Annotated in this window: 22 protein-coding genes and 1 riboswitch; of the genes, 9 read left to right on the top strand and 13 right to left on the bottom strand. The window is 67.7% G+C overall.

Annotation, left to right across the window (positions count from 1 at the left end; all coding sequences use genetic code 11):
* Nucleotides 1-322: 322 nt before the first annotated feature.
* Nucleotides 323-673 carry a hypothetical protein gene (locus AAC997_RS03605; protein WP_340644334.1) on the top strand — a complete coding sequence of 117 codons (351 nt, stop codon included), beginning with the start codon at nt 323-325 and terminating at the stop codon, nt 671-673.
* Nucleotides 674-803: 130 nt separating this feature from the next.
* Nucleotides 804-1,025, top strand: coding sequence for a hypothetical protein (locus AAC997_RS03600; protein WP_340644333.1), 222 nt, complete (start codon nt 804-806; stop codon nt 1,023-1,025).
* Nucleotides 1,026-1,094: 69 nt separating this feature from the next.
* Here the strand turns inward: AAC997_RS03600 and AAC997_RS03595 are convergent, their stop codons facing one another.
* Both AAC997_RS03595 and thiC read right to left on the bottom strand, forming a co-directional pair.
* Nucleotides 1,095-1,820, bottom strand: coding sequence for a pentapeptide repeat-containing protein (locus AAC997_RS03595; protein WP_340644332.1), 726 nt, complete (start codon nt 1,818-1,820; stop codon nt 1,095-1,097).
* A gap of 30 nt (nt 1,821-1,850) precedes the next feature.
* A complete protein-coding gene (gene thiC, locus AAC997_RS03590) occupies nt 1,851-3,674 on the bottom strand; it encodes a phosphomethylpyrimidine synthase ThiC (protein ID WP_340644331.1) in 1,824 nt (607 codons plus the stop codon).
* A 58-nt stretch (nt 3,675-3,732) separates the two neighbouring features.
* Nucleotides 3,733-3,840, bottom strand: a riboswitch (TPP riboswitch).
* 73 nt (nt 3,841-3,913) lie between these two features.
* Here thiC and AAC997_RS03585 point away from each other — a divergent pair.
* The 3 genes from AAC997_RS03585 to AAC997_RS03575 are packed head-to-tail and all read left to right on the top strand — an operon-like array spanning nt 3,914 to nt 6,053.
* Nucleotides 3,914-4,303, top strand: a complete 390-nt coding sequence (locus tag AAC997_RS03585) for a DUF6491 family protein (protein WP_340644330.1) — start codon at nt 3,914-3,916, stop codon at nt 4,301-4,303.
* 53 nt (nt 4,304-4,356) lie between these two features.
* Complete coding sequence (locus tag AAC997_RS03580; protein WP_340644329.1) at nt 4,357-5,361, top strand: D-cysteine desulfhydrase; 1,005 nt, start codon at nt 4,357-4,359, stop codon at nt 5,359-5,361.
* A complete protein-coding gene (locus AAC997_RS03575; protein ID WP_340644328.1) occupies nt 5,358-6,053 on the top strand; it encodes an amino acid racemase in 696 nt (231 codons plus the stop codon). The genes AAC997_RS03580 and AAC997_RS03575 overlap by 4 nt, the downstream gene beginning before the upstream one ends.
* Here the strand turns inward: AAC997_RS03575 and AAC997_RS03570 are convergent.
* The 6 genes from AAC997_RS03570 to AAC997_RS03545 form a co-directional block, all read right to left on the bottom strand.
* Nucleotides 6,042-6,890, bottom strand: coding sequence for a neutral zinc metallopeptidase (locus tag AAC997_RS03570; protein ID WP_340644327.1), 849 nt, complete (start codon nt 6,888-6,890; stop codon nt 6,042-6,044). The two genes, AAC997_RS03575 and AAC997_RS03570, sit on opposite strands and share 12 nt — an antisense overlap.
* A gap of 75 nt (nt 6,891-6,965) precedes the next feature.
* Nucleotides 6,966-8,912: a S9 family peptidase gene (locus AAC997_RS03565; protein ID WP_340644326.1), complete on the bottom strand. Its 1,947-nt coding sequence runs from the start codon at nt 8,910-8,912 to the stop codon at nt 6,966-6,968.
* A gap of 105 nt (nt 8,913-9,017) precedes the next feature.
* A complete protein-coding gene (locus AAC997_RS03560; RefSeq protein WP_340644325.1) occupies nt 9,018-9,356 on the bottom strand; it encodes a hypothetical protein in 339 nt (112 codons plus the stop codon).
* Between the two features lie 38 nt (nt 9,357-9,394).
* Nucleotides 9,395-9,949: a hypothetical protein gene (locus AAC997_RS03555; RefSeq protein ID WP_340644324.1), complete on the bottom strand. Its 555-nt coding sequence runs from the start codon at nt 9,947-9,949 to the stop codon at nt 9,395-9,397.
* Between the two features lie 135 nt (nt 9,950-10,084).
* The gene (locus AAC997_RS03550; RefSeq protein WP_340644323.1) at nt 10,085-10,987 is read right to left on the bottom strand and encodes a DMT family transporter; all 903 of its coding nucleotides are present in this window, start codon (nt 10,985-10,987) and stop codon (nt 10,085-10,087) included.
* Between the two features lie 77 nt (nt 10,988-11,064).
* Complete coding sequence (locus AAC997_RS03545) at nt 11,065-12,012, bottom strand: hypothetical protein (protein ID WP_340644322.1); 948 nt, start codon at nt 12,010-12,012, stop codon at nt 11,065-11,067.
* A gap of 153 nt (nt 12,013-12,165) precedes the next feature.
* Here AAC997_RS03545 and AAC997_RS03540 point away from each other — a divergent pair, with 153 nt between their 5' ends.
* Nucleotides 12,166-12,816 carry a hemolysin III family protein gene (locus AAC997_RS03540; protein WP_340644321.1) on the top strand — a complete coding sequence of 217 codons (651 nt, stop codon included), beginning with the start codon at nt 12,166-12,168 and terminating at the stop codon, nt 12,814-12,816.
* Here the strand turns inward: AAC997_RS03540 and AAC997_RS03535 are convergent.
* Nucleotides 12,813-13,241 carry a hypothetical protein gene (locus AAC997_RS03535; RefSeq protein ID WP_340644320.1) on the bottom strand — a complete coding sequence of 143 codons (429 nt, stop codon included), beginning with the start codon at nt 13,239-13,241 and terminating at the stop codon, nt 12,813-12,815. The genes AAC997_RS03540 and AAC997_RS03535 overlap by 4 nt on opposite strands.
* A gap of 90 nt (nt 13,242-13,331) precedes the next feature.
* Between AAC997_RS03535 and AAC997_RS03530 the strand changes: the two genes are divergently transcribed.
* Both AAC997_RS03530 and AAC997_RS03525 read left to right on the top strand, forming a co-directional pair.
* Complete coding sequence (locus AAC997_RS03530; protein WP_340644319.1) at nt 13,332-13,727, top strand: SRPBCC family protein; 396 nt, start codon at nt 13,332-13,334, stop codon at nt 13,725-13,727.
* A gap of 109 nt (nt 13,728-13,836) precedes the next feature.
* On the top strand, nt 13,837-15,573 hold the full coding sequence (locus tag AAC997_RS03525; RefSeq protein ID WP_340644318.1) for an amidohydrolase family protein: 1,737 nt from the start codon (nt 13,837-13,839) through the stop codon (nt 15,571-15,573).
* On the opposite strand, the gene AAC997_RS03520 is transcribed toward AAC997_RS03525, so the two are convergent.
* Nucleotides 15,574-16,383, bottom strand: a complete 810-nt coding sequence (locus AAC997_RS03520; RefSeq protein WP_340644317.1) for a LytTR family DNA-binding domain-containing protein — start codon at nt 16,381-16,383, stop codon at nt 15,574-15,576.
* A gap of 125 nt (nt 16,384-16,508) precedes the next feature.
* Between AAC997_RS03520 and AAC997_RS03515 the strand changes: the two genes are divergently transcribed.
* Nucleotides 16,509-18,050: a carboxylesterase/lipase family protein gene (locus tag AAC997_RS03515; protein ID WP_340644316.1), complete on the top strand. Its 1,542-nt coding sequence runs from the start codon at nt 16,509-16,511 to the stop codon at nt 18,048-18,050.
* On the opposite strand, the gene AAC997_RS03510 is transcribed toward AAC997_RS03515, so the two are convergent.
* The 3 genes from AAC997_RS03510 to AAC997_RS03500 all read right to left on the bottom strand — a co-directional run bounded on the left by AAC997_RS03510 (nt 18,047) and on the right by AAC997_RS03500 (nt 21,961).
* Complete coding sequence (locus AAC997_RS03510) at nt 18,047-19,318, bottom strand: acetyl-CoA C-acyltransferase (protein ID WP_340644315.1); 1,272 nt, start codon at nt 19,316-19,318, stop codon at nt 18,047-18,049. The genes AAC997_RS03515 and AAC997_RS03510 overlap by 4 nt on opposite strands.
* A gap of 72 nt (nt 19,319-19,390) precedes the next feature.
* Nucleotides 19,391-19,639 (bottom strand): prolyl oligopeptidase family serine peptidase, encoded by a 249-nt coding sequence (locus tag AAC997_RS03505; RefSeq protein ID WP_340644314.1) that lies wholly within the window; start codon nt 19,637-19,639, stop codon nt 19,391-19,393.
* A gap of 318 nt (nt 19,640-19,957) precedes the next feature.
* Nucleotides 19,958-21,961: an alpha-glucosidase gene (locus AAC997_RS03500; RefSeq protein WP_340644313.1), complete on the bottom strand. Its 2,004-nt coding sequence runs from the start codon at nt 21,959-21,961 to the stop codon at nt 19,958-19,960.
* Nucleotides 21,962-22,455: the final 494 nt, after the last annotated feature.

Below are 22,455 nucleotides of genomic sequence, written 5' to 3'. Positions count from 1 at the left end.
GCTGGCCGACCTCCGGGCTGTTGCGGTGGTTGGGGGCCTACTTGTGTCTTGTGACGATTGCCGGCGGAGTCATCTGGACCGGTCTTAGTATGGTCAGCCCGACGGCGCCTGACGCCGCCACTGGGTATGTCTACCAAGTCCCTGGAGGTCGCAGAGCGCCGGACTTCTACGTCCGGGAGTTTGACGCCATGGCGTTGCGTACCGCTGCGGCGCACGGGGGGCTCTTGTTGCTTATCTTTGGAGGGATTGGGCTCTTCAACTTCGGAGCCAAACGACCCCCAGTAGACCCAGGTGGCGATCCGCCCTCGTTGTAGATGCCCTGATGCAGATCAACGCGACAGGCGCGGCCTTCAGGCAAGCTTCGCACCAGCCGCTGCGCGGCCATGCCGCATCGCGAATCCTTTGTGGGCATGGCCTTATGGGGGACCACCATCATCCGGCCCTGCTTGAGGACCCCATGCTGAACACGCTGTTTTCGCGCGCCGGAGCCGAATGGGGTTCCGCCCTCCTGGTCTTCATCGTCAGCCTGATGGCCGGCCGCTACGCCGCCCAGGGGATGGAGGTGGTCCAGTGGGCCGGCGCGGCCACCGCGGTGCTGGGCTCGGTGACGGTGGCGGTCTGGGTGCGGATCGCGCCGACCCCGGCCAAGGGGACCGTCCGCCAGGACGACTGACCACAAAGGCGGCAGACCGGACGTCGGGTCGCCTCAAGCGTGACCACTCGCCGCAGGCGCACCACATTCGATGTTTACCGTGACGTACGATCCTGAAATCGCACGTCAATTGGAGGACATAGGAGACCCCATGCTCAAGCCGATCACCGTCCGTATCACGCCCGAACGCGCCGCCATGGCCTTCGTCATCCTGGCCAGCGCCCTGGTGGGCCGTCAGGCCGCGATCGGCATGGACACCGCCCAGGGCCTCAGCGGACTCGCGGCGATCCTCGGTTCCTCGATGCTGGTGGTGATGGTCAAGTCCTGGCCCAAGCCCGAGCAGGTCAAGGTTCGCGCCGGTCGCGACGACTGAGCCTGACAGCCTGAAGTGGGAGCCGGTTCAGGCGCCCGTCAGGCGACAAGCAAAAAGACTGAGCCCGCCCTACTCGGCGTGCACGTCGAGGCCCAGCGCGGTCAGCAGCCGATATTGCTGGCCGACGTCGATCTTCATCCCCTCACAGTTGGCCAGGCCTGACAGGTTCAACCCGCTGACCTCGGCCCCCCGCAGGTCGGCGTCGGCGAACTTGGCGCCGCCGGTCAGGGCCTGAAAGAGATCGCACTGGCGCATGTCCGCCCCGGTCAGGTCGGCCTCCCGCAGGTCGGTCTCGCGCAGCGACACATTGGTCAGGTCCGCGCCGGCCAGCCGCGCCTGGGCCAGGTCCGCCAGTTCCAGGCTGCAGCCCGAGAACGAGACCTGGGTGCGGATCACCTTGCGCCCGAACGAGCGGCTGAAGTCGGCTCCCACAAAGGCCGCGCCCCGCAGATTGCAGGTCTCGAACTGCGCGCCATAGAGGCTCGACCTCTCGAACCGCGCGAAGGACAGATCGCACCGGGTGAAGCGCACCTCGTCGAGACCGCAATGGGCGAATGTCGGTCCTCGCGCGCCCTCGGCGAACGTACAGGCCTCGAAGTGCGCGTCGCGCAGGTTGGCGCTGGCGAACCGGGCGCCCACAATGCGGCACCCCTTGAATTTACTGCCTTCCAGCACCGTCTCGGAAAACTGCGCGCCCTCGATGACGCAGCCCACGAACACGGCATCGGTGCAATCCGCGTCGGTCCAGTCGGCCATCGACAGGTCTTCGTCGGTCGCCCCGTCTGAAAACGCCATTTGCTCCATCCGTGACGACCAACAAGTGTCCTACAGCTTGACCTGAATCTCGCCTCCCGCCGCTCGGAATTTGGCGCTCATCTCCGCCATCCCCTCGGCGACGTCGTTCTGCCTGGCCGCCGTCTCGCGGATCTCCTGGCTGATCTTCATGGAGCAGAACTTGGGGCCGCACATGGAGCAGAAGTGGGCGGTCTTGAAGGCTTCCTTGGGCAGGCTCTCGTCGTGGTACTGGCGCGCGGTCTCCGGATCGAGGCCGAGGTTGAACTGGTCCTCCCAGCGGAACTCGAACCGGGCCCGGCTGAGCGCGTCGTCCCAGGCGCGCGCCGTCGGATGGCCCTTGGCCAGGTCGGCGGCGTGGGCGGCGATCTTGTAGGTGATCACGCCCTGCTTGACGTCCTCGCGGTCGGGCAGACCCAGGTGCTCCTTGGGCGTCACGTAGCAGAGCATGGCGGTCCCGAACCAGCCGATCATGGCCGCCCCGATGCCGCTGGTGATGTGGTCGTAGCCCGGCGCGATGTCGGTCGTCAGCGGGCCCAGCGTATAGAACGGGGCCTCGCCGCAGACCTTCAACTGCTTGTCCATATTGGCTTTTATCTTGTGCATCGGCACGTGGCCGGGGCCTTCGATCATGGTCTGGACACCGTGCTTCCAGGCCACCTGGGTCAGCTCCCCCAGGGTTTCAAGCTCGGCGAATTGGGCTGCGTCATTGGCGTCGGCGATGGAGCCCGGCCGCAGGCCGTCGCCCAGGCTGAACGACACGTCGTAGGCCCGCATGATCTGGCAGATGTCCTCGAAGTGCTCGTAGAGGAAGTTCTCCTTGTGGTGGGCCAGACACCACTTGGCCATGATCGAGCCGCCCCGGCTGACGATCCCCGTCACCCGCTTGGCCGTCAGCGGCACATAGGACAGCCGCACCCCGGCGTGGATGGTGAAGTAGTCCACCCCCTGCTCGGCCTGCTCGATCAGAGTGTCGCGGAACACCTCCCAGGTCAGGTCCTCGGCCACCCCGTCGACCTTCTCCAGGGCCTGGTAGATCGGCACCGTCCCGATCGGCACGGGGGAGTTGCGGATGATCCAGTCGCGGATGTTGTGGATGTTGCGGCCGGTGGACAGGTCCATGACCGTGTCGGCCCCCCAGCGGATGGACCAGACCATCTTGTCCACCTCGTCGGCCACGGTGGAGAGCACCGCGGAGTTGCCGATATTGGCGTTGATCTTGACCAGGAATTTGCGGCCGATGGCCATCGGCTCCAGCTCGGTGTGGTTGATGTTGGCCGGGATGATCGCCCGCCCGCGGGCCACCTCCGAGCGCACGAACTCCGGCGTGCAGAAGTCCGGAATCTCGGCCCCGAAGTCCTCGCCGTCGCGGATGAAACCGTCCCCCTCCTGCCGGCGCAGGTTCTCGCGGATGGAGACGTATTCCATCTCGGGCGTGATGATCCCCCGCCGGGCATAGTCCATCTGGGTGACGCATCCGGCCCCCTTGGCGCGGTAGACCCGCCGCGGCGCCTTGAACTCCGGCGCCAGGTGCTTGCCACTGGCCCCACCGTTGTCCTCGGGCTTCACCGCGCGGGGATTGGCCACCACCTCGACATCGCCGCGTGAGACCACCCAGGGTTCCCGGGTCCGGGGCAGGCCCTGCTCGATGTCGATGGTCGCCGTGGGATCGGTATAGGGGCCGGAGGGATCATAGATCGTGACCGGCGGCTCGTTGGCGCTCGGGTGGACCGCCACCTCGCGGAACGGCACGCGGATGTCGGGCCACAGCAGGCCGGGCTGATAGACCTTGCGCGAGCCAGGACGCTCCCCGGTGGGAATGGCGCCGTTGCTGGGGACGGGGGTTTGGTAATTCATGTGCGGGCTCCTGCCTTGGTAAGGAGACCCGGACGTGTCGCGCAGAGCGGTCGTGCGGAGCAGCTCCGCGTTCCCTCCCTTCGCCGGCATGACCCGGATCAGGTTCGGCGGGTCGCGGGGACGAACCCGCCTCTCAGCCGCTGCGGCGACTCCCCGGAGAAGCGCTGAGGCTACCCCGACCGCCCGACAAATGCCATCGTGCTGCGTTGATCTCGGTCACCATGCCAAGGAAACGCCCCATGATACGCCTGCTCCCCCTCGCCCTGGCTGTCACGGCCCTGACCGCCACCGCCTCCCAGGCCCTGGCGCAAGACCCCGCGCCCAGCCGCCAATGCTTCCGCGTCAGCCAGATGGACGGCCATTCGGTGGCCGATCCGAAGACCCTCTATGTCGGCGTCAGGAACAGGGAGGTCTTCCGCATCGACATGCGCGGCGCCTGCCTGGGCGGCGCCAACATGGGCGATCCCCTGGTGGTGGAGACCGTCGGCGGCAGCGACCTGGTCTGCCGGCCCATCGACCTGGACCTGAAGGTCGCCGGGAGCATCGGCCTTTCGCCCTGCAGCGTGAAGTCGATCACCAAGCTGACCCCGCCACAGATCGCCAGCCTGCCCCCCAAGCTGAAGCCGTAGCATCTCGCGACAGCCGACCTCTGCGTGCTAGTCAGGGCGCGTAGGAGTTCCACATGCACCTGGCCCGTTTCCCCCGCGCGCGGTTCGCGCACCTGCCCACGCCTTTGGAGCCAATGGGCGGGCTGAGCGCAGCCCTGGGCGGCCCAGAACTTTGGGTGAAGCGCGATGACTGCACCGGGCTGGCCGGCGGCGGCAACAAGACCCGCAAGCTGGAGTTCCTGCTGGGCGACGCCCTGGACCAGGGCTGCGACACCCTGGTGACCCAAGGCGCCGTCCAATCCAACCACGTGCGCCAGACAGCCGCCGCCGCCGCCCGCTTCGGCCTGGCCTGCGAGATCATCCTGGAGGCGCGGACCGGATCAAAAGCCGTCGACTACAACACGTCGGGCAATGTCCTGCTGGACCGCCTGCTGGGCGGAAGGCTGCGCAACGTGCCGGCCGGGACCGACATGAACGCCGAGCTGCTGAAGGTCGCCGACGAGGTCCGCGCCAAGGGCGGCGTGCCCTACATCATCCCCGGCGGCGGCTCCAACGCCATCGGGGCGCTGGGCTACGTCGACTGCGCCATCGAGCTGGTGCGGCAGGCCGACGAACAGGGCATCGTCATCGACCGCATCATCACCGCCACCGGCAGCGCCGGCACCCATGCGGGCCTGGTGGCCGGCCTGGCCCTGATCGGCGCCGATATCCCGATCCTCGGCATCGGCGTCCGCGCGCCGAGGGAGACCCAGGAGGCCAACGTCCACAGGCTGGCCGTCGAGACCGCCGCTATGCTGGGTCACGCGGAACGCGTCACCCGCGAGATGACCGTCGCCGACTGCGACCATGTGGGCGCGGGGTACGGACTGATCGACCAGGCGGTGATCGACGCTCTGAAACTCGCCGCCCGCACCGAAAGTTTGTTGCTGGACCCGGTCTATACCGGCAAGGCGATGAAGGGCCTGATCGCCCTGACCAAGGCCGGCGCGTTCAAGGACGAGACGGTGGTCTTCCTGCACACCGGCGGCGCCCAGGGGCTGTTCGGCTACGCCACCGAACTGGAAGGAAAGCTGGCATGAGCCTCGTCCTCGGCGTCCTCGGCGGGATGGGCCCCGCCGCCACCCTCGACTTCCTCACCAAGCTCCAGGCCTTGACCCCTGTGAAGCAGGAGAAGGACCACATCCGGGTGATCGTCGACATCAACCCGCAGGTGCCCGACCGCAACGATCCCTTCGCCAAGCCGGGGCCGGTCCTTGCCGAGATGGCCGGCGCCCTGCACGGAGCGGGCGCCGAGATCCTGGCGATCGCCTGCAATACCGCCCACGCCCATGCGGATCTGATCACCCGGGCCTCGGGCCTGCCGCTGATCGACATGATCCAGACCGCGTCGCACGCCGCGCGAGACACCGGCGCGCGGCGTGCCGGCGTGTTGGGGACCAAGCCGGCCATCCGTCTCTATCGGGAGTACCTGGCCGCCCAGGGCATGGGCCTGGTCACCCTGCCGCCCGAGGCGCAGGAGGGATTCATGGCCCTGCTGGCCAAGATCAAGGCTGGAGACGTCGGTCCTGATGTGCGCCAGGGCATGGCCGATCTCGCACAGATCCTGGTGGCCGATGGCGCGGAGGCGATCATCGCCGGCTGCACGGAAGTCCCGCTCGTGCTGTCGCCCAAGGATGTAAGCAAGCCGCTGCTGGACGCCGGCGCCTTGCTCGCCAAACGCTGTGTCGACGTCTGCCTGGGGTTCGAGCCGGTCCCGGTTCTAGAGTCTTGAAGCGCTGAACGTGTCGCAGGAGGCGGGATCGCCGTTCTGCACCCCAGCGCGGAACCAGCGCATGCGCTGCTCGCTGGTGCCGTGGGTGAAGGCGTCGGGCATGACCCGGCCCTGGGACTGCTTCTGAAGGGTGTCGTCACCCACGGCGGCGGCGGCCTTCAGGCCGTCTTCGATATCCTTGGGATCCAGCGCCACCTGGCCTCCGGAGGCCTCCGAGGCCCGCGCCGCCCAGACGCCGGCATAGCAGTCGGCCTGAAGTTCCAGACGCACGGAGCCTGAGTCCACCCCCTTGGCGGCGAACTGCTTGGCCTTGTCCATCTGGCCAGTGAGGTTCTGGACGTGGTGGGCGATCTCGTGGGCGATGACGTAGGCGCGCGCGGCGTCGCCCTGGGCGCCGAAGCGGCCGGAGAGCTCATCCCAGAAAGTCAGGTCCAGATAGACCTTCTGATCCTGCGGACAATAGAACGGCCCCATGGCCGACTGTCCCATGCCGCATCCCGTGCCGGTGGCGCGGTCATAGATCACCACCCCGGCCGGGGGATCGTAGCTGCGGTTGGAAGCCTTGAAGACCTGCCCCCAGACATCGCTGGTGGAGGTCTCGATGACATCGACGAACTGGGCGTCGCGATCCTGGGGCGTACCGCGCACGCCCTCTTGCTGCTCGGACCCTCCGTTCACGCCATTGACCACGCTCAAGGTTGTGGAAGGATCGATACCGAACACGAAATAGCCCACCGCCGCCAGCAGCAGGCCTCCGATGCCGATGCCTCCCGCAACGGGGCCGAGCCCGCGCCGATCCTCGATATTGCCGCTGCGGCGTCCACCGTCCCAACGCATGGCCATCTCCTCGAACCCTGGCCGCCTCAACGCGCCAGCACCGCCGAGGATGCGGCGGAATGGTCCCGCTGTCAGCTAGTTCGGCGGATTGGCCTTTTCGAGGAAGGTCACGGTCGCCTGCAGCATCTGGGTTCGGGTCGCGCCTCGCGACAACCAGTGGTCCTCAGCGGCGAGGGTGACCATCTCCGCCGGCTTGCCGGCGGCGCTCAAGGCGTCGGCCATGAACTGGCTCTGCTCATAGGGCACCACCAGGTCGTCCTTGCCGTGGATCAACAGCACCGGGCCCTTGATCTTCGCAACCTGGATCGCGGGAGAATAGGCGTCGAGACCGCTTTCGTCCTCCCCTTCCACGCCCATGAACCGCCGCCAGAAGCGAAGGGTGTCGTTGCGGCCGCCCCCAAGATTTCCGCGTTTCCAGGTCAGAAAGCGACGGAGGTTTGAGATCCCCGAAACCGACACGGCGCAGCGATAGACGCTGGGCTCCAACGCGACGCCCGCCAGGGCCGCGTAGCCCCCGTAGCTGGCGCCCACGATACACACCCGTTTTGGATCGATGCTTCCCTGGGCCGCGAGATGTCTCACGCCATCGGAGAGATCGGTCTGCATCTTGCGACCCCACTCGCCGTGGCCCGCCGCCGTGAACGCGGGACCATAGCCGTCAGACCCTCGGAAATTCGGCTGCAGCACGACGTAGCCGCGTGACGCCAGGGCCTGCCGCCACCAGTCGAAGTCGATGGTGTCGAAGGCTTCCGGACCCCCGTGCGGCATGACCACCAGGGGCAGGTTCTTCGGATCGCGTCCCTTGGGCAGGGTCAGAACCGCGGGAATCTCAAGGCCGTCACCGGCCTTGTAAGTGATCATGGTGGTGGTGGAGAGCTCGTCCGGGCCGAGCCCCGCCTGCATGTCGTCCACCATGGAGGCGCGACCGGCGGCGAGATCCACGAACATGTAGGCCGCGCCGGTCTTGGGCCCCTGCACCTTGACCACCACCTGCTTCCGGCTGTCGGACCAACTTTCCAGGGTGACCCGCTCACCGGGGAAGGCCCGCTTGATCTTGTTCCAGTTGGCCTGATCTTCCGGAGCGAAGAAGGTCATGGTGTTGGCGTCGTCATTCTCCACGACGCCGATGATGCGCCGGGTGACTCCGTCGAACAGGAACTCGAGCACGCCGTTCTTCAGCTCCAGCGGCTCCCCGACCTTGCCGGTCTTGAGAGAAACGGGCTTGAAGACGTAATGCCCCTCCTCGATGCGCGCGAGCAGCAGGGTGTCAGGCGCCGGCCCCAGACCGATCACGGAAGGCTCATCGAGCGGCGCGTTTTCGGAGAGCACGGGATACCATTTCGGCCCGACCCGAACGAGCAGCCGCCAGTCGCCATCCTTGCGATCGTATTCCGCCTTGGCGATAGCCGCGCCCGTGCCGTCCAGCACCCAATGGGTTGAGATATTGCCGATGCTGGGCCCGGAATCGAGGAGCCGCGTGGGACCGCCCGCGACGTCGACCCGATAGAGGCTTTGCAGGCTGTCGACGCCGCTGATCCTCATAGCGACGGCATAGATGCTTTGGACGCCATCGGCCGTGCGAACCCGAACCCCGCCATTGGTGAAGTTGCCCACGCCGGGCGTCTTGTCGAGCACCAGCTGGAAGGTGCGCTTTTCGATGTCGTAGACACGGGTCTGCCAGACTTCGCTGCGGCCAGTGAACTCGATCGAGGAGCTGTTGCTGCGAATTCTCGAGGTGGTGGAGGTCGAGAACGCGATGCGCCCATCGCCGACCCAGAAGAGGTCACGCAGCTTCTCGTCGCCCACCCCAACGGCGGCCAGCGTCTTGCCGTCGGCCAGGCTCTGCACCAGTATCTTGCGGCTCTCGCCCTCGGGGCGGACATAGGCCAGCTTGGTCCCGTCTGGAGAGACCATCACCTGCTCCAGGCTTGGAAGACGACCGTACACCTCCAGCGGCGGCGCAGCGGCGGCAGGCAAGGCGAACAAGGCCGCACAAAGCGCGACCGCCAATATCCGAAACATGAAATCCCCCCCGGGACTCTGAACGCAAAAAGGGCCACCACCGTGGGTAGCCTGCCTCTTATTCCCGGCGCACGTGGCGCGGGCAAGCCGCAATCGTCATGGTGGCTAACGGCGGTTCGCGGAGGCGGCGCGGATGCGCGCGTTGGACTCGGCGATCCAGGCGTCAATGTCGCTCGGCGCAGCGATGGTCGAGGCGGACGGGTCGGCGCGCGGCGGGGCGGCGCCCTGAACTTCGAGAGTCCGCAGCCGCGTCTCGGTCTGCATCAAGGCCTCAAGGGCGCCGCGCTGGTTCTCCAAGGCGACCGACCGCTGCCGCGCCATCTGGTTGGCGGCCTGCTGTTCCTGCCACATCGCCTCATAGCCCGCGTTGAGCGAAGGCTCCTGCGCCAGGGCGGGCCCGACGAAAGTTGACGTGAAGACCAGGACTGTGATCAGGGCGCGCATGTCATCCCTGCAAACGCGCGATGCTGACCTCAGGGTCCCTAGCGGCGAGAAACGCTGAAGCGGACCAGCTGCTCACGGGGCGCGGCCCACTCCGGCTGCATTTCCGCAGCCTTCTGATAATCGAAATAGGCCGACTTGGCGTCTTCCAGGCCCTCATGGGCCAAGGCCCTGTTGTAATAGGCCTTGGCGGGCTCCGGCACACCCAACTCAAGACCCTTGTTGATGTCGGGCAGGCTGTCTGCGTAGCGACGCTGGCCGATCGAGGCGGCGCCGCGGTTCACATAGGCCTCGCCCATGACAGGCTGGAGTTTCAAGGCTTGATCGAAGTCGCGCGTCGCCTCCGGATAGGCGCCGCGCCGCAGCTTCAGGACTCCCCGATTGACCAGGGTGCCGGCCCGGTCCCTGGCGTTGAGAAACTCGCCATCCAGGGCGTCGGTGCACAGCTGTTGAAACTTGAGATCGCTCTCGCCGCCGACCGCGGCGCGGGAGCAGGCCTCCGCCATGCCGCCGCCGATCACCGTCACCGCCGCCTGGGCGGATCCCGCAAAGAGCGCCAACGCCAAGGCGCCCGCCATCGTTACTGTCTTGATCATGCCTGGCCTCCATCTGACCTGGAGCCGGGTTCCGAGCGCCGAAGGCTCTCAAGGAACCTGACTAGGCCGGCAGAATCTTCTCCTGCCAGGGGCCTGTCAACGCAGGCTTTCTGCGAGATCGGTTTGGCGAACCGCTCAGGGCGCGCGGAAGCGGCGGGTCTCGCGTAGCAGGATGTAGATGCTGCTGCCGGCCACCACCAGAGCGCCGGCCAGGGTCGCCAGGCGCGGGGTCTCCTCCCAGACCAGGAACCCGATGAGGCTGGCCCAGACCAGCTGGGTGTAGTCGAACGGCGCCACCACCGCGACCGGGGCTCGGCGTATGGCCTCGGTCAGAAACAGCTGCCCCACCCCGCCGATCAGGCCCGCCGCGATCAGCAGAGAGAGGGTCGTCAGGTCGGGAATCACCCACCCGAACGGCAGGCTGGTCAAGCCCAGCAACATGCCGGCCAATGTGAAATAGAAGACGATCGTCGCGCCGGGCTCCGTGCGCCCGATCTCGCGGATGGCGATCATGGCGCCGGCCGAGCCAACGGCCGCCACCAGGGCGAAGACCGTGCCCTTCACCGCCATCTGGCTGGGGTCGGGATGGATCATGATCAGGACCCCCACCAGCCCCACCACGACGGCGCCCCAGCGATGGGCGCCGACCGTCTCCTTGAGGATCAGAGCCGAGAGCGCCGTCATGAACAGGGGCGCGGAGAACGAGAGCGCCGTGGACTCGGTCAGAGGCAGCAGGCTGACGGCGGTGAAACCACAGACCATGCCGGTCAGACCCACCGTCGAGCGCATCAGGTGGCCGAGGGGGCGTTGGGTCTTGAGCACCGAAAAGCCGCTGGTCCGGGCGATGTAGATCAGAACCGGCACGAAGGCGAAGGCGTTGCGGAAAAAGATGATCTCCAGCACCGGCACGCCGCGGCTGGAACACCACTTCACCAACGCCGCCAGGCCCGCCATGCAGACCATGGCCGCCACCCGCAGAGCGATCCCCATGCCGTTGTTCTGGACGGTGATGTGGGCGGGGGCCGGAGCGCGGGTCATGCCTTGGCCTTAGGGGGTTCGGTGGCGCGGCGCCATAGGGGTTTCCCCTCCACGGCGCCCAACCTTCATTCGAGCCCCTAGGCGAGCACCAGACCGGCTTGGGCGAGGGAATTGACGAAGGCCTGGGTTACCCGGCCATAGTCCTCGACCCCAGCCTTGAAGTCGGCTCGCGCATGGACGTGGGCCGGAACCACAAGGCCCCGGTCACCGGCCCGTTCGCACAACCCCATATCCAGCAGCTTGGCGCCGTGGCGCCGTGCGGTCTCATACGGCAGCCGCAGGTCACGTGCCAAGGCGTAGACACTGACGCTGCGGCGCAAGGCGTCGGGCGGGATCTCGTCGACGCCGCTGAAGGTGGCCGCGAGCGCCGGATCCAAGGTCACATGCAGGGTGTTGGCCCGGGTGACGGCCAGGAACAGCAGCCCTTCCACCAGTTCCAGCTTCAGGTTGGTGGTGAGCAGCGCCACGGTGTTGAGGAAATAGTCGCTCGATAGCCGCACCACCTCACGCGGCATGTAGGCGGCCATGTCCTGCGCGTCTGGCGCCGCGTCACAGGTCGCCACCAATCCGACGTCGGCCAGGGTCTGGGCGTAACGGACTGTGGCGTGGAAGTTGGTCTGGACGGCCTGGCGGACCTCCGGGCGGTCATTGACCTCGGGCGGAAACACCACCCCGCCGTCACCGCCGCGCTCGCACAACCCCTTGGCCAGCAGCTTGCGGACATGGCGGCGCGCGGTCTCGTAGGGCAGGTGCAACTCGCGGGCGATGGCATAGACGCTCACCGGGCGGCGGAAGCTCTCAGGCAGCATGACACCGGGCTCGAAATAGGCTCGCGCCAAGCCAGGCTCATCCAGAAGGTGGCGCACATTGGCCCGCACGATGGCCAGGAAGATCATCCCGGTGACCAGGTCGGTGTCGATCGCCGTGGTGATGATCTGCGCGCCGTTCAGAAAGAAGTCGCCGGCGAGGCGTACGACATGACGGCGGACATCGGGGGGGAATGTCGGGGCGTCCGGGTCTGACATCTAGATCCTGATCGGCATAACGGGTTCGCAGACCCAGGCTATTGGGATTCTCGACGGCGCGGAGAAGCCATGGCCCCGCGAGCGATCTTGTCGCAGGCGATACGGCTCGAGATTGGTCATGGACGCGACACAGGTCGCAGATATGCTAGGTCCATGTTCCCGCCCCGCCACTATCCGACACCCGCCGCCAAATGCGCCGACCTGGTGGTGCATATCACCGGCCTGACCCTGGCCCTGGTCGGCGGGGGCATCCTGCTGGGTTTGTCGGTGAAGATCGGTAGTCTCGGTCAGGTGGCCGCAGTCTCCGTTTACAGCGTGGCGATGGTGGCGATGCTCGGCCTTTCGCTGGCCTACAATTTCGCCAAGCCGACCTGGCGGCCCCTGCTGCGCCGGTTCGATCATGCGGGCATTTTCCTGATGATCGCCGGCTCCTACACCCCCTTCACGACCCAGAACCTGACCGGCGCCTGGTCCATCGCCATGACCACGGCGGTCTGGTCGCTGGCGGCGCTGGGCATCTTCGGAAAGCTGTTCCTGCCGGGGCTCGGCCGCCGTTTCTGGGTCGGACTCTATCTGGGGCTGGGCTGGCTGGTGCTGGTGGCCATCAAGCCGATGGTGGACGGTCTCTCGTGGGTCGCCCTGCTGCTGTTGGCCCTGGGCGGGGCGATCTATTCCACCGGCGCGGTCTTCTACCTGCTGGACAAGTTGCGGTTCCGCCGCGCCATCTGGCACGGCCATGTCGTGGGGGGCGCGGCCCTGCAATACGTCGCCGTGCTGATGGGCGTCGTGCTAGCCCAGCACTAGGACGCAACGCCCTTCACGATCTTCACGGTGATCGGCTCGCCCGTCACCGCCTTGGCCTTCCAGCTCTCGCCCGATGGAAGGGCGGTGCAGTAGCGGAACGGCACGGCCGATGGCTTGGCCTGCTTCAGGCAGACCTTGTCCGCCTTCAGGCTCCACGACCCGCTGGAGGGCGTGCGACGGCGACCCTTGGCCGTGTAGGTTCCATCTCTCTTCAGCCACAGCAGGGCGGTGCGACCGTCGGGATAGGTGGAGAGCACCGTGTTTCCGAAGGCGCGCGCCACCGGCGAAGCGTCACCGGCCAGAGCCGCCATGGGCGCCGCCGCCAGGCCGAAAGTCAGCAGCAGGGTCGAGGAGGGCATGGTCACGTCCATTCGCCAGCGGAAGCGCGGCGGGCTGAAAATCCTTCGCTGAAGTGTCGGTTCCATGGCGAGGTGACCATGTCCGAAATCGGCCAGACGCGCCGCCCGCCGACGCCCATGGTCCGCCTCGCTGCAACACAGGAACGAGAGAACGACATGGCCACCATCCACAAGGAAGTCATCATCGACGCCTCGGCCGATAGGGTCTGGGCCGCCATCGCCGACGTCGGCGCCCTGCACACCCGGCTGGTCCCAGGCTTCGTCGTCGACACCGTGCTGACGGACGACGTCCGCACGGTCACCTTCGGCAACGGCATGACCGCGCAGGAGACCATCATCACCATCGAGCACGACCAGCGCCGCTTGGCCTACAGCGTCGCCAGCCCGCGCCTGACCCAGCACAGCGCGTCGAACCAGGTCTTCCCCGCCGGCGAGGGCCGCTGCCGCTTCGTCTGGATCGCCGACGTCCTGCCCCATGCGGCGGCCGACACCATGGGTCCGATGATGGCCCAGGGCGCCGAGATCCTGAAGAAGACCCTTGAGGCTGCCTGACGTGGGGTCACACTTTCCGGCCGCGTAACTTGGGTTCATGCTGCTCTGAGTTGGGTCCGCAGGCGCGACCGGAATGACGTCTGCGTGGAACCTCGACCGAGGGCGGACGATGCATGATCTGGTGATCCGAAACGGGCGCGTGGTGGACGGCGCCGAGACCCCGGCCTTCCTGGCAGACATCGGCATCGACAACGGCAAGATCACAGCCATTGGAGAGATCACGCAAGGCGGACGCCGCGAGATCGACGCCGGCGGCCTGATCGTCACCCCGGGCTGGGTCGACATCCACACCCACTACGACGGCCAGGTGACCTGGGACCCCTATCTCGCCCCGTCGAGTTGGCACGGGGTGACCACCGCGGTGATGGGTAATTGCGGAGTCGGCTTCGCACCAGTGCGGCCCGACCGCCATGCCTGGCTGATCGAGCTGATGGAGGGCGTCGAGGACATCCCCGGCGCGGCGCTGTCCGAAGGCATCAAGTGGACCTGGGAGACCTTCCCTGAGTATCTGAACAGCCTTGAGGGCCAACCGCGCGTGATCGACGTGGCCACCCAGGTGCCGCACGGCGCGGTTCGGGCCTATGTCATGGGCGAGCGTGGTGCGCGCAATGAACCGGCCACCGCCGAAGACATCGCCGAGATGTCCCGCATCGTCGGCGAGGGCGTGGCCGCCGGCGCGCTTGGCTTCTCCACCTCGCGCACCATGCTGCACCTGGCCAAGGACGGCGAGCCGGTGCCCGGCACCTTCGCCGCCGAGGACGAACTGCTGGGGATCGGGCGGGCCATGGGCCTGGCCGGCCACGGCGTCTTCGAAATGGCGTCGGACATGGCGCCGGCCGAGGACGAGTTCAACTGGATGCGGACCCTGTCAGCCGAGACCGGGGTGCCGGTCACCTACGGCCTGCTGCAATCCCCGGTAAAGGCCGACGGCTGGCGCAGGCTGCTGCAATTGACCGAAGAGGCCCGCGCCGAGGGCGCCCAGATCACCGCCCAGATCGCCTGTCGTCCCACTGGAATGGTGCTGGGCTGGCAGAGTACGGTGCATCCCTTCATCGGCCGGGAGACCTACCGCAAGCTGGCGCCTCTGCCCTTCGCCGAGCGGATCGTGCGACTGGCCGACCCGGCCGTCCGCGCCCAGATCCTGGCCGAGCCCTCCAAGTCCATGGGCGCCATCGGGATGATCCTGACCCAGGGCTTCGACCGCATGTTCCGCCTGGAGCACGCCAGCGGCCTGGACTACGAGCCCCGCGCCGAGGACTCCATCGCCCACCTGGCCAAGACCACCGGTCAGTCGCCAGACGCCATCGTCTACGACATGCTCATGGAGAAGGACGGTCGCGGCTACATCTACCTGCCGCTGCTGAACTATGCGGAGTTCAACTTCGACCACATCCACGAGATGATGAACCACCCCAACACGGTGCTCAGCCTGTCCGACGGCGGGGCCCACTGCGGGGTGATCTGCGACGCCAGCTTCCCCACCTACATGCTGACCCACTGGGTCCGGGACCGCTCGCGCGGTGAGCGCCTGAGCCTGGAGAAGGTGGTCGCCATGCAGACCCGCGACACCGCCCGGCTCTACGGCCTCCACGATCGCGGCACGCTCGCGCCCGGCATGAAGGCCGACCTCAACCTGATCGACTTCGAGAAGCTGGCGATCCTGGCGCCCGAGATGGCCTTCGACCTGCCCGCCCAGGGCCGCCGCCTGATCCAGCGCGCCCAAGGCTATGTCGCTACCCTCGTCGATGGCGTGGTCACCTTCGAGAACGGCGAAGCCACCGGCGAGATGCCGGGCAAACTCATCCGCGGCCCGCAGTACGCGCCGATGGCGCAGGCGGCGGAGTAGTCACGCACCTAGCCGCGCCTTCAGGCTCTCGCGGTGACGGCGGCTGAGCCGCAGTTCAGTTCCGTCGGCCAGCCGCACGGTTGCGTCGCCGTTGGCCAGGGGCTCGACCTGCCGCACGCGGTCCACGGCGACAATAGACCGGCGGTGGATGCGGACGAACCGCGCCGGGTCCAGCTGGGCGGCCAGGCGCTCGGAGGTCTCCCGCAGCAGGTGGACGCCCTCCCTGGCGTGCAGGGCCTGGTAGTTGCCCTGGGTCTCGATCCAGTCGACCTCATTCAGGTCCAGCAGGGTGACGCGGCCGCGCTCGCGGATCGTCAGGCGGCGAAGCCAAGCGCCCTCAGCCGGAGGCCGTAAGCGCTGGGCCACCTGGATCAGGGCCAGGAACAGCGACAGGCAGAAGATCAGCAGCAGGCTGTTGGCCAGCAGCTGCTGCCGCGCCTCGGCGACGGACGGCCAGGCCTTCCCCTCCAGAAACCAGGCGGCCAGAACGCAGGAGATCAGGATCAGGGTCGGCGCCATCACCAGGACGGCAAGGCCCTGCCGCGCGAGGTTGAGGGCGCTGTTGGCCGGATAGCGGCGGGCCAGGCTCAGCAGGATCGGCGTCACCGAGGCGCCCAGCAGGCCCGCGCAGACCAGCCGCAGGGCTTCCCGCCCCCAGTCCCAACGACCGCCCGACGCCAGCGCCGCCGCCAGGTTGCCGGGAGTCAGCACGCCCATGAACACCAGCCAGTAGACGAAGGCCAAGGCGGTCCATCGGACGGCGTCTGCGGGCGGGCGAAGGGACGGCGGCATCAAGCGGGACTTGGCCATGGGCGACGCCGCGCGTCCAGATCGCGGCGGGCTTTGTGACCAATCGGCCGTGGGCTGGGATGGGCCGGTCTTACCGCGCGACGGGCCGGGCCTCACCCTCAGGCGCGACATGAAGGACCCCGACCATGATCTGGAAGACCGCCGCCCTGCTGGCCCTGCTCCTGGCTACCCCGGCCTTCGCCGCGCCAGGCGTGAAGACCGAGGCCGGATCGGTCCGCGGCGTGACCGAACACGGCGTCAGCGCCTATCTGGGCCTGCCCTATGCCGCCCCGCCGGTAGGCTCGTTGCGCTGGCGGCCTCCAAAGCCCGCGAAACCCTGGTCCGGCGTTCGCCCGGCCACCACCTTCGCACCCGCCTGCCCGCAGACCGGCGTCTCCATGCCCGGCGAGACGCCGCCGCAGACGAGCGAGGACTGCCTCTACCTCAATGTCTGGACGCCGCCCCGCCCGCCGAAGGGTGGTGCGCCGGTGATCGTCTGGATTCATGGCGGCGGCTACGCCAACGGCGCCCCGGCCATGCCGCTCTACTCCGGCGACCGGCTGGCGAGGAAGGGCGTGGTGGTGGTCACCCTCGCCTATCGCCTGGGCCCGCTCGGCTTCCTGGCTCATCCCGAGCTCAGCGCCGAGGGCGGCGGCGCATCAGGCAACTACGGCTTGATGGATCAGATCGCCGCGCTTGAGTGGGTCCAGCGCAACATCGCGGCCTTCGGGGGCGACCCCGGCAAGGTCACCATCGCCGGCCAGTCGGCGGGGGCCATGTCGGTCAGCCTGCTGATGGCGTCACCCCGCGCCAGGGGCCTGTTCCAGCGCGCCATCGGCCAGAGCGGCGGGGTGTTCGAACCGCTGCAGCTGGCGCCGGGCTACCAGCTGGCCCAGGCCGAGAAGGATGGCGTCGCCTATGCCAATTCCGTCGGCGCCGAGTCCCTGGCGGACCTCCGCGCCCTACCGGCCGAAGAGCTGCTCGGCGGTCAGGCCGGCAAGGTGAGCCATCCGGTCATCGGGCCCGGCCTCCTGCCCCAGTCGCCCTATGACGCCTTCGTGGCCGGCCGCCAGAACAGTGTCCCGATCCTGGTGGGCTACAACGCCGACGAGGCGCGCTCGCTCGCCGACGTCAGCAAGGTCACGGCCACCAGCTTCGCCGCTGACCTGGCCCGCGCCTGGGGACCACTGCCGCCCGGCATCGTCGCGGCCTATCCCTTCACCACCGATGAAGAGGCCAGGCGCGCACGGATCGCCCTGGAAACCGACCTGCGGTTCGGCTGGGACATGTGGGCCTGGGCGCGACTTCAGGCCAAGGCCGGGCAGCCGGTCTATTTCTACCGCTTCGACCAGGCGCCGCCCTTCCCGGCCGGGGTCCGCGGGGGCTGGGGCGCCAGCCACTTCACCGAGCTCTGGTACATGTTCGACCACCTGGACCAGGAGCCGTGGGCCTGGACCACCGCCGATCGGCGGTTGGCCGAGGCGATGTCGAGCTATTGGGTGAACTTCACCAGGACCGGAGACCCCAACGGGCCGGGCCTGCCGAAATGGCCGGCCTTCACCACCGAGGCCGGAAACGTCCTAGCGCTGGGCGCGACCATCGCCCCTGGACAGCCGCCGGTCCCGGTGCCGATCCGCGCCTTCGACCAGACCTATGACGCCGTGCGCGGCAAGCCCTTCGGCCGCTAGCAGGCTTCGAGCAGGGCCATGGTCCCCTGGCCGCCGTCGGCGCAGATGCTGACGATGGCCCGTTCGCCCTTGGGACGGCCGGCCAGCTCCTTGACCGCCTGGCTGAGGATGCGGGCGCCGGTCGCGCCGAAGGGGTGGCCGAGCGCCAGGCTGCCACCGTTGGGATTGACCCGCTCGCGGGGGAAGGCGCCCATCGGGATGGTGACGCCCGCCTTGGCCTTCAGGAAGTCGGGGCTCTCCCAGGCCTTGATGTGGGCCAGGACCTGGGCGGCGAAGGCCTCGTGGATCTCCCACAAGCCGACATCGGCATAGGTCAGTCCGTTGCGGGCCAAGAGGCGCGGCACGCCACAGGCTGGCGCCATCAGCAGGCCCTCATGCGCCAGGTCGATGGAGGTGACCTCGTAGTCCAGCAGCTTTACGCGGGGGATCGATTTGGGCAGGCGGCCGAGGCCGGCCTCCGAGGCCACCCACAGCCCCGCCGCCCCATCGGTGAAGGGCGAGGAGTTGCCGGCCGTGAGCGTGCCCTTGCCGCTGGTGCGGTCGAAGGCGGGCGGCAGTTTCGCCAGCCTCTCCAGCGAGGTGTCCTTGCGCGGGATGGTGTCGCGGGTCCCCTCGCCGGCGGGGATCACCAGGTCGTCGAAGAAGCCCCGTTCCCAGGCGGCCACCGCGGTCTGGTGGCTGGCCAGGGCCACGGCGTCCTGGTCGGCGCGGGTCAGCGCCCAGTCCTTGGCGGTGATCTCGGTGTGCTCGCCCATGCTGAGCCCCGTGGTGCGGTTGGCGACGCGGGGAATGAACAGGCGCAGGTCCGAGAGCTTCAGTTGCGACAGCGCCTTTAACCGGTCGCCGAGACTGCGGGCCTGCTGCACGGCGCGGATGCGGTCTGACAGCGGGATCGAGAGGCCGATGTGGATGTGGCTCATGCTCTCCACTCCGCCCACCAGGGCCAGGTCCCGGCCCCGCCCGTCGATCATGCCGGCCGCCTCGAAGGCCGCCGCCATGCTGGTGGAGCAGGCCATGATGGTGGAGAAGGCTGGGATGGTCGGGTCGACACCGGAGTCCAGCAGCACCTCGCGGGCGATGTTGCTCCAGGTCAGGTTGGGGATCACCGTCCCCCAGACCGCGAAGTCGGGCCGTCCGCCGCCGAGCTGGCCCACCATGTGCTTCACCACCGGGACCGAGAGGGCGATGGCGTCGAGACCCGCCAGCTGGGCGTCGATCTTGGTGAAGGGGGTGCGGACCCCGGCGGCGAGCCAGATGTCAGTCTTCATGGGGCGGGCTCCGGTGGACTGAACCCTCTAGATGGGCTTGGCCACACCAGACACCAAGACGCCGCTTTCCGCCTAGCCCAGGTGGCCGCCGGCCTTGGCCCAGGTCAAGAAATGCTCGGGCCAGTGCGAAGCCGACGAGCCTTCCGGCGCCCGCAGGCCGAAACCGTGGGCGCCGCTCTCATAGACGTGCAGGGCGGCGGGCACGCCGAGGGCGCACAGCGCCTGGAACGGCTGGATGGAGTTGGCCATGGGGACGCGCTGATCGGCGGCGGCATGGAAGAAGAAGGTGGGGGGCGTGGCTTTGGTCAGGCCCTTGAACATGTTCTCCCGCGGGCCCTTGGGGACGTTCAGGTAGGGATAGCCCAGGCATATGAAGCTGGGCGTGGCGTCCAGCTTGTCGGCGGCGGCGGCGGCGGCCGGCGGATATAGCGCCTCGGTCGACCGGGTCGCGAGCGCCGCGGCGCTCGTCTGGGTGACCGTGACCTTCGATCCGCCCGGCGCACCGTTTGGCTATAGCTCGATCATCCGCCCCACGCGCGGCTGGGTCGCGGCCTTGGCTGAGGTGGCGCTCATCAGGGCGGAGGTCAGCAGTCCGGCGGCCAGCAGGCCACGGCGATCAGTGTCGGACATCGGATACTCTTAGATCTGGCCAAGGCCGGCGAACAGCGCCGCGTCGGGTGTGCCCAGGCGATGAAAGACCGGCGGAAAGCCCAGCTCCGCGGAGGTCGTGACGTCTTGTCCCCCGGCCTGCGTCTCACCCGTCCACACGTTCACCCAGTCGGCCCCGGCGGGCAGGTAGACCTGGCGTTCGGTCCTTCCCTCGCGGATCACCGGGGCCACCAGAAGGTCGGCGCCATAGAGATACTGGGTCTGGTCGGCATAGGTCGCGGGATCGTCCTGGAAGTGCAGGAACATCGGCCGCTGCAGCGGCAGGCCGGTGGCCGCCGCCTCCGCCGAGAGCCTGGCCACATAGGGCGCCAAGTGGCGGAACACTCGGGTCATCCGCGCGAAGTGCGCCAGGACCTGAGGGTCTCCGTCCAGCTGCAGGTTCTCGTCGGGACGGTTGCCCTCGTGAGAGCGCATCACCGGTGTGAAGGCCGCCATCTCCGACCAGCGCATCAGGAGCTCGGCGGTTCGGACGTTGCCGAACAGGCTCGTGTAACCGCCGATGTCGCTGTGGTGGTAGGCGTTGCCCAGCAGGCCTGAGGAGAGCGCGCCGCAGATCACCGTGCCGATGCCGTCATGGCGGCTGAAATCCACCGACTGGTCGCCGGCCCAAAGCAGCGGACAATGCGCCTGGACCCCGGTGTAGCCGGCCCGCAGGAAGAACAGCGCCTCGCCGGTCTGGCCGCGCTTGGCGACGGCGCGGGCGTTGACCTGCGCCCAGAGGGTCGGCCAGGCGTTGTGCATCAGCATCCCGTCGACGCCGTTGGCCAGCTTCACATCAGTGGGCAGGTACTCGCCGAAATCGGCCATCCAGCCCGAGAGGCCGAAGTCCAGCATCTGGCGGCCGATGATCTCCTCCTCGAACCACTCGCAGGCCGCAGGAATCGTAAAGTCCACCACCCCGCAGTCGAACTCGCCGAAGTCGACGATGTAGGGGGCTGAACCATCCAGAGTCATGGCGAGATAGCCAGCGTCCTTGGCCAACCCGTAGAAGCTGCCGTCCACGGCGAGATAGGGGTTCACGTAGCCCAGGAAACGGATGCCCTTGGCCCGCAGCTCGCCGATCTGGGTGTCCAGGTTCGGGTAGCGCTCGGGGTTCCACTTCCAGTCCCAGAACAGCCGCTTGCCAAACGAGGTGATGCGCAGCCCCACCCAGTCCTCGCACCAGAGGCCCGCGACCGCGACGTCCGCGTCGAGGAAGTTCTGCAACCGGTCGAAGCTCTCCGCGCCCTGCTTGAGGCCCACAATGGCGCCCTCCAGCACCCAGGCAGGAAGCTGCGGCTGGCGGCCGAAACGCTCGGACAGCACGCCCACGATCTCCACGAAGGTGTCGCGCGCCCAGACCTCGATCTTGGCCGGAATTTCCCAGACCTCGATCTCGTGGAAGCCGCCGTGGCGGAAGTCGAGGACGCTATAGGCCGTGGTGTCGACGTGCAGGGCGTAGCGCCGCGACGAGACATAGGTCGGTTGCGGATAGTTGGTGTTGAAATAGTCCCCACCGGCGCCGCCCAAGTCCGCCTGCAGGGTGATCATCTTGGTCTTGTCGCGGCCTACCCCGGGCTCCGAGGTCCACAGCGGAAAACGACGGCCGCGCATGTCGAAATAGGACATCTGTTCGCCGCCGCCCCAGACGTGCTCCCCGTCCTCGGCAAGGGTGCGAATCCACAGACGATTGAGCGTGGGGTCCGTCGCCTCCAGGCCGATGGCGGCCTCGCCGATCGTCAGAAGCAGCACCGGCCGCTCGGTGGCGGAGGCCGCCAGGGCGATAGAGACCCCTTCGCCTGTCCGGGTGATCGTCGCCGCCCGCAACGGAACGCGCGCGCTCACATAGTCGCCGATCTTGAAGTTGCCCCTCAGCATCTCGACCTCGGGCTCGCCACGGCCGACGAAGAGGCAGGGTGCGTCCGCTGCGTGGCGCAGGATCACCCGCCCGGCCTCGACAATGTCAAAGCCCGAGGGCCGATCGACAACCTGCATCCAAACTCCTCTAGCTAGAATCCCTGGGGGTCTGCGCGTACGATTCCAACCTGGTCGGACCACCAGGTTGGATAGAAGCCCGTCGTCAGCGCGGGCTGTGTTCTTCAGGCCAGCCCGGTCAAGCAATATGTTATATAGTCATATAATTGTGTTGGCATTGCCAGCCCGTTGTGCAGGCATGCCGCCGCTGACCGGGAAACGGACGAACGTGAACTCGTCGCTGAACATCCGCGGCATCGGCGCCACCTCCTTCTCCTCGGGTTCGGAACCGGCCGTCTCGACCGTCATCGACGGCGTGGTCTGGCCCAGGGGCTTCTTCTTCCGCCTAGCGCGGAACCGAGCCGACTCCCGAGCCTTGTGTCCTCACGTTCCAGCGAGGCGCTCATGAGTATTTTCGGCAAGATCTTCGACAAGATTTTCCACCACAAGAAGCCGGGCGCTCCAGCCCCCGCGCCGAAGGCCGCCGCACCTGCCGCCCCGGCGGCGCCCGCCAC

It is taken from the genome of Phenylobacterium sp. (assembly GCF_037968635.1).
In the GTDB taxonomy this organism is placed as follows: Bacteria; Pseudomonadota; Alphaproteobacteria; order Caulobacterales; family Caulobacteraceae; genus Phenylobacterium.
Note: the sequence above shows the minus strand (reverse complement) of the source record. Positions and strands in the feature narration are given on the sequence as shown.